At 60.3% G+C, this 6,579-nt stretch carries 6 protein-coding genes; 4 read left to right on the plus strand and 2 right to left on the minus strand.

Going from position 1 to position 6,579, the window contains the following annotated elements; translation table 11 throughout:
- The coding region (locus PO883_RS33350; RefSeq protein WP_289313618.1) for a hypothetical protein at positions 1-729 on the minus strand (729 nt) is incomplete at its 3' end.
- A 544-nt stretch (positions 730-1,273) separates the two neighbouring features.
- On the opposite strand from PO883_RS33350, the gene PO883_RS33355 reads away from it, so the two are divergent.
- From PO883_RS33355 to PO883_RS33365, 3 genes are read left to right on the plus strand one after another with little or no spacing between them, the layout of a single operon-like run.
- Positions 1,274-1,762: a molybdopterin-dependent oxidoreductase gene (locus PO883_RS33355; protein ID WP_289313619.1), complete on the plus strand. Its 489-nt coding sequence runs from the start codon at positions 1,274-1,276 to the stop codon at positions 1,760-1,762.
- On the plus strand, positions 1,759-3,600 hold the full coding sequence (locus PO883_RS33360) for an ATP-binding protein (protein ID WP_289313620.1): 1,842 nt from the start codon (positions 1,759-1,761) through the stop codon (positions 3,598-3,600). The genes PO883_RS33355 and PO883_RS33360 overlap by 4 nt, the downstream gene beginning before the upstream one ends.
- Positions 3,566-4,342, plus strand: coding sequence for an SDR family oxidoreductase (locus tag PO883_RS33365; protein ID WP_289313621.1), 777 nt, complete (start codon positions 3,566-3,568; stop codon positions 4,340-4,342). Before PO883_RS33360 ends, PO883_RS33365 begins: the two co-directional genes overlap by 35 nt.
- Before the next feature lie 10 nt (positions 4,343-4,352).
- Here the strand turns inward: PO883_RS33365 and PO883_RS33370 are convergent, their stop codons facing one another.
- Positions 4,353-5,219 (minus strand): helix-turn-helix domain-containing protein, encoded by an 867-nt coding sequence (locus PO883_RS33370; RefSeq protein WP_289313622.1) that lies wholly within the window; start codon positions 5,217-5,219, stop codon positions 4,353-4,355.
- Between the two features lie 350 nt (positions 5,220-5,569).
- Between PO883_RS33370 and PO883_RS33375 the strand changes: the two genes are divergently transcribed.
- The coding region (locus PO883_RS33375) for a DUF1173 domain-containing protein (protein ID WP_289313623.1) at positions 5,570-6,579 on the plus strand (1,010 nt) is incomplete at its 3' end.

A 6,579-nucleotide genomic window follows, 5' to 3' on the forward strand; every position in this document is an offset into this window, starting at 1 on the left:
ATCCGGGTGACGTTCGGCCAGCCAGTACAGCTCCCACTCCTTGCTCGCGGGACAGAAGAAGCACGCGCTCTTGATGGGTACCATGTCCGCGCCAAGGGTGGCGGTGATCGCCTCGATGCAGTGCCGCCGCTCCCAGCCCACCAGCTGCAGCGGATAGATGTAGTCAAAATGTTCGTCGGCCTCCGCGAGCCTGGCCGATCGGCGCTTGTCCGCAGGGCCGCAGTCATAACCGATGAGCTTGACGATTCGCGTCCCGGTGGCGAGATAGTTCAACCACAGGGGGTGCGGCGGCCGCTTCGCCGGCCCCTTGGTCACGCCCCTGATGAACTGATCCTGGGGACCGGTCTTCCATTTCAACGAACAGCTTTTGAGCCCGAAGGCGAGCGACGGCAGCGTTTCGTTTTTCAGGCAATTGCCTTCCAAGTCCGTGTAGCCGGTCGATGGCAGGGTCCGCTTCCAGCAGCGATCGATGGCTGGCCAGCCCCACTCGGCAAGCAGTGCATCGGTTCGCGCCAGGTGCAGCATCGTCTCCGGCTTCTCGGCGTTGGGCACATCGGCGAACGTGACCAGCGTCGGCGTGATGTCGCACATCCGCAACAGCACCAGCATGGCCGTCGAGTCCACCCCCGCGCCGAAGCACACGGCGATGGGCCTGCCCGCCAGCTCCCTGCGCAAGCGACGTCGCCGCGAGCCGTCGAGCAGCGGCTGTTGTCTTGTATGTGCCTTCATTCTCGTCTTTCCCCCGGTGATTGAAATCGATCCTCTCGCTCGAACTCTCTCGCTCCCGCCCTTGGGCGGGCGCGGGGGGTGGGGAAAGCCCTGCCTTCACGGGCAGGGTGGGGAAGGGTGGGTCATCAGGCAGCGAGGTAACGGGCCGCCGATTCTGAACCGTTCCGTTTGTTTATCCCCAAGCAAGCCCCCTCACCCTTCAAGGGGGCTGAATTGGGGATTGAGGAACGGGTGTCCGCGGCCGTGCTGCCACCGGGGGGGTTGACGGACGGCATCGGACGTCCATAACCGGGGCCGCAGGCGACAACGCAGGAGAACAGGGGAGGGCGATTCGACTTTCGCGCGCGAAACTGGCCGCCGACTTTCGCGCGCGAAAGTGACGCCGTTTGCAGCACTCAACACTGTTGCTTGATATTTACAGTTACCTCGGCAAAAGATGTGCTCTATCCTCAAATATGTTATTTTTGCAATAGTAAATAGTCATTGTTACGTTTTTACTCATTATGCATAGTCAACTGATCCATATTGCGCAAAGGATGCTCATATGAAACAATCGAAACGCACTGTTGGTGTCATTGCCATGTTCGCGGCGGGTTTCGTCTTTGCGTCCGGATCCCCCGTGCTCGAAATCGGCGGAAACATCGCCGCGTTGCCCAATGCATCGAAGGTGTACACGCTGAGCGCGGATCAGTTCATGGCCATGCCTCAGAGCAGCATCACAACCGCGACGACCTGGACGCCGGTGTCGAAGTTCACAGGAGTGAAGATGGAAGAAATCATGCGGGTCACCGGCGCCAAGGGCGAGTACGCCCAGGTGTACGCGCTCGATGACTACTCTGTGCGGATCCCCGTGGCAGACTTCAAGCGCTATGGCGTCGTCCTTGCGCGCACCATGAACGGGAAGCCTCTCGAGGCGAGCAAATTCGGCCCGTACTTCCTTATTTATCCAAAAGATAAGCACCCCAAGGAACTGAACACCCCGACTTCGGAGGCGAAATTCGTCTGGCAGGTCAGTCGTATCGTATTTCAATGATTCGACTTATTCGCGAGAATTGGTCGAAATTCGCAGCCTTTGCCGCCATGGCCGCTGTCGCTACGACAGCCATGGCGTATTACAGCTATGGCCTGTTGGTGTCGCCGGCGCAGCTGGTCGCCACGACGGGTCCGAACGAAGGATATTACTGGACCGTGGCGCAGTACCAGATCCAGTTCGAGCGCCTGGACAACCAGATCGTCCGCTACGCCTCCGGCATGGACCGCAACATCGAGGCGCTCAAGCTGCGCCAGCAGGTCCTGCAGTCGAAGTTCCACGTCCTGTCGTCGGAATCCCTGCTGACCGACTTTTTTGTCAAGGGCGTGCCGATGTATCGGGAATCCGTCGACAAACTTGGGGCCTTCATGGCCCACGTCGACAAGGATCTGGAGGCGCTGCCGAAGCAACAGGAGCTGGTCGGCCGCCTGGTCGGGCGCTTCGACGAAATGCGGGACACGGTCAACGAACTGTCGAACGCTGTGCGCTTTGCGGAGATGAAGCACCGCGAGGCGACCCTGGCGGACTTTACCGAGAAGCGCAGCAAGCTGTTCGCGTTCGTCATGGTCCTGTGGGGGATGTTCATCGGCGGCATCGGCCTGTACATGCTCAACTATTTCCGCGCCAAGCACCTGATCGCACAAAACGAGGCGTCGATCCTCGCCGAGCGTAAGGCCGAGGCGGCGCTGGCCGACGCGATTTTTACGAAGAACACCATCCTTGGCACCATCAGCCATGAACTGAAGACGCCGCTGCAGACGATCATTTCTTCCATCGACCTGCTGGTGAAGCGGATGGTGAGCGCGCGCGACGCGGAGGTGGTCGAACGCCTCACCAGTGCCGCCGCCCGCCTCGAGGCCCAGATGGAAGATCTCACCGATTACGCCAGGCTGGGGGCCGGCAAGCTCGAATTGCGGCGCATGGTATTTGACCCCGGCGAACTGCTCGAGCGGGTGGTCGACGAATTCAAGGGGCAGGCGGTCAATAGTGGCCTGGACCTCGTCCTGCGCCGCAAAAAGCGGGCGCTGCAGGTCGCATCCGACGCGCGCCGCTTCGAGCAGATCGCCACCAATCTGATCACCAACGCGATCAAGTACACGCCGACCGGCCGGATCCAGGTCACATTGGACCTCGTGACCGCCAACGGCGACAAGCTCGATCTCGTTGTCGAGGACACCGGCCCCGGCATCAGCCCGGACAAGCTGCCTTCCTTGTTCGAGCCTTTCACCCAGCTGGACCAAAGCCGGACCAGAAAGTACGACGGCGCCGGTATGGGCCTGGCCATCGTCCAGCGCCTGGTGGAACTGTTTGGCGGGACGATCGAGGTGCAGTCCATCGTGGGGCGGGGGACGCGCTTCGAAGTCGTGCTGCCCGTCGAAGTGATCTCGGGCGAGCCGGCAGGGCCCGAGAACAGCCGCATGGATATCGCTGAGCACCACCGCATACTGCTGGTCGACGACAACGCCGAGGTGCGCGTATCGGTCAAGGAAGTGCTCACGGAAATTGGCTACGTGTGCGATGCGGCCGACAGCGGCAAGGTGGCACTGCAGAAGCTGGCCACCCACTCGTACGACGCCATTCTCCTGGACATCAGCATGCCCGGCATGGACGGATTCGAGGTGGCGGCCGCCGTGCGCGCCACCCCTGGCAGGAACCAGCATGTGCCCATCGTCGCCCTGAGCGCCTATTCTCCCGATGTGGCACCCCCCGAGCAGCGGGCGCCTTTTTCTGCCCATGTCGCCAAACCTGTTCGCATGGACACGCTACGCAATATAATGGACGGTGTCTTGGGAAAAGGAATGCAAAATGAGTCAACCAGTCGCCCTGGTGACGGGCGGTAGTAAGCGTACCGGCCGCGTCATCGCCGAGAAGTTTGCCGCACGCGGCTACGATATCGTTGTTCACTACCATACGTCGCGTGCCGACGCCGATGGCGCCGTTGCTGCATTGACCGCGGCCGGTTGCCGCGCGGTGGCGATCCGCGCCGACCTGGGCGATGCCGCCCAGATCCGGGCGCTGATCGATGGCGTTTACGAGGAATTCGGCCGCCTCGATGTCCTGGTCAACTGCGCCTCGGCCTATTTCCCGGACAACCTGATCGACTTCGAGGTCGACAATCTCGACCTCGCCTGGCGGATTAACTGCCGCGCGCCGATCCTGCTCACGCAGGCCTTCTACCAGCAAGCCAAGGCGCGCGGGCAGACCGGCGCCGTTGTCAATATCGTCGACCAGAAGGTGCGCGACAATTTCCATCCGGACGACTTCAGCTATACCGTCGGCAAGGTCGGTATCGGTTACATGACGAAGATGCTGGCCGTGTCCGCGATCGACGTGCTGCGCGTGAACGCGGTCTATCCCGGTTTGATGAGCCAGAGCGGCGACCAGACGCCGGAAGACTTTGCGTACGCGAGTAAGGTGTCGAACCTGCTGGGGTATGTGGCCGGGCCGGAGGACGTGGCCGACGCAGTCGTGCTGCTGGCCACCGTCAAGTCGTTTGTGGGAACGGACTTCGTCGTCGACGCCGGCCAGAATCATATTCCCGTGACGCACGACGTCGTGACCTTGCACCGCGCGCCGAAGTAGTTCCGCCCAATTAGGCGCCGAATGCCTTGTGTAGTTCAGCGGTGAACGTCTGATTGAGCCGTACCGGTTTCTCGCGGATCTGTACGTCGAGTTGGGTAATGACACGCGCCAGTTCCTCCTCGTCTGCGAGGCCACTGGCGACTTCGCCTGTCAACAGGAAGATTGGCGCTGCCGGACTGGCCGAATAACGTATTTGCTTGATCAGACCCTCCGCGGTACGCTGTCCGAGTATCCAGTCGAGGATATAGCCGTCGAACGTGGCGCCTTCATGCAGGACGCGCTCGATCGAAGTCGCATTGTAGAAGACCGTCGCCTTGAATCCGCTCTCGTTGAGGAAGTCGCGCATATTGTCTGCAAAGCCCTGTTCGTCGTCGACGACGGCCACCGTCGGCACGTGCGGTTGCTTTAAGACTATCTCCAATTTATTCACCTTGTACCGCACGACATTGTCCGGACACTGCAGCGTCTCCACGACGCGCCACTTTTCCTTGTCCTGGTACGCGACAAAGTCCACCCGGCGCGCCGTGTGCAGCTGTTCGCCGACCCACATGACGCACGGGTATTCGTGCTGCCCCGCCGCAGCCACGAACAGGCCCTGTTCCATCATCCCGGCCGGCTGGCCATCCGAGCCGGCAGTGACTTCGCCAAGACCCACTGACGCCAACGATTCGCCGAAATACTCGGCGACCACCTGCAGCTGCGCGATCGTCCAGTCCGCACCCGTGTTGAGCTTACGGTGCGCCTGCGAATAGCTCAGGTTCAAGATCTCCCCAAGCTTTTTGCTTTGCTGGCGTTCGGGGACCTGCTTTCGATGCATCAGGTCTTTGACGGCCGCCGCGATCGACTGCGAGCTGGCGGATTGTTCGGATGGGTGCATATATTTCGTCCAAGGAAGATTGTAAAACTCAAACCGCCACATTGTGACCGTTCTCGGTCACTTTCGCGCGCGAAACTTTGGTCGTTGCTACATTTTTTAATAATTTTAGCAATTTCCATCGTGTTCACGCGACAGAAATTTCCATGTACCGCAAGTTTGTTGATATTAGTGGCGTTTGGTGCGAACATTGGTGCTAAAGTCACACACATGAGTAAAAATGCAAGCACAACAGTCTAGCGCCGAAAGCCGCGGTTGCGGTTTTTGCGTGAATCTCGCATCGCATGCCGCGATTGCCATTTGCAAAGGAGAAAAACCATGACAGGGTGTTTCAGTCGCCCAAGGCGGGGAGCATGACGACCTACCGCTTCGGCGATGAGATCGTCGACAAGGAAAGCGGGGACTTCAACCGGATCCTGGCCTCCGTCTACAAGAGCAAGGATCGTCCGGTCTGCCTATGCCGACCGAAGGGCATAGAGATGTACGTCGTCCATATCGGCGAAAAGTTCTACATCAAGCGCATGCCCAATACGGGCGGCGACCATGATGCCGCATGCGGTTCGTACGAGCCGCCCGCAGAATTGTCCGGCCTCGGCGAAGTGATGGGCTCGGCCATTGTCGAGAGTGCGGACCTCGGCACCACCGCGCTTAAATTGGACTTCTCGTTGAAGAAGATTGCCGGCAAGAGCGCACCCGAACAAGGGGAGGGCGGGGCTGACAGCGTGCTCACCGACGGCAGCAAGCTAACGCTGCGCGGCCTGCTGCACTATTTGTGGGAGGAAGCCGGATTCCAACGTTGGTCGCCGTCGATGGGCAACAAGCGCAACTGGGGGGTCATTAGGAAGTACCTGCTTCTCGCGGCTGAACATAAGAGCACCAAGGGTGCCAACCTGTCCGACATTCTGTATATTCCTGAGCCCTTCGTCCTTGATCGCAAGGATGCCATCGCCCAAGCTCGCGCGGCCCAGATGGCGCGCGTTGCGCAGACCGCGGGCCAGACGGGACCGCGCAAGCTCATGCTTCTCATTGGTGAAGTGAAGGCCATCAGTCCATCGCGGTACGGGCACAAGCTGGTCGTCAAACACCTGCCCGACTTCGCTTTCATGCTCAACGAGGACCTGCACAAGCGGCTTAACAAGCGCTTCGAAACGGAGCTGAGCCTGTGGGACGCCATCGAGGGGGTTCACCTGGTCGCGGTGGCGACGTTCGGCGTGAACAAGGCCGGAGTGGCGACCATCGAAGAAATGGGGTTGATGGCCACCACTGACAACTGGATCCCGTTCGAGAACCGATCCGATAAGGCCCTGCTCGACCTGCTCACGCGCGATGGCCGGCGCTTCCTCAAGGGCATGCGCTACAACCT

Source organism: Massilia sp. DJPM01, assembly GCF_030348125.1.
GTDB classification, from domain to species: Bacteria; Pseudomonadota; Gammaproteobacteria; order Burkholderiales; family Burkholderiaceae_D; genus Telluria_A; species Telluria_A frigida.

Bases quoted from the DNA above. Each gene is read 5' to 3' on its own strand.
- PO883_RS33365 (WP_289313621.1), top strand. From the start codon at position 3,566: ATGAGTCAACCAGTCGCCCTGGTGACGGGCGGTAGTAAGCGTACCGGC.
- PO883_RS33360 (WP_289313620.1), top strand. From the start codon at position 1,759: ATGATTCGACTTATTCGCGAGAATTGGTCGAAATTCGCAGCCTTTGCC.
- PO883_RS33370 (WP_289313622.1), bottom strand. From the start codon at position 5,219: ATGCACCCATCCGAACAATCCGCCAGCTCGCAGTCGATCGCGGCGGCC.
- PO883_RS33355 (WP_289313619.1), top strand. From the start codon at position 1,274: ATGAAACAATCGAAACGCACTGTTGGTGTCATTGCCATGTTCGCGGCG.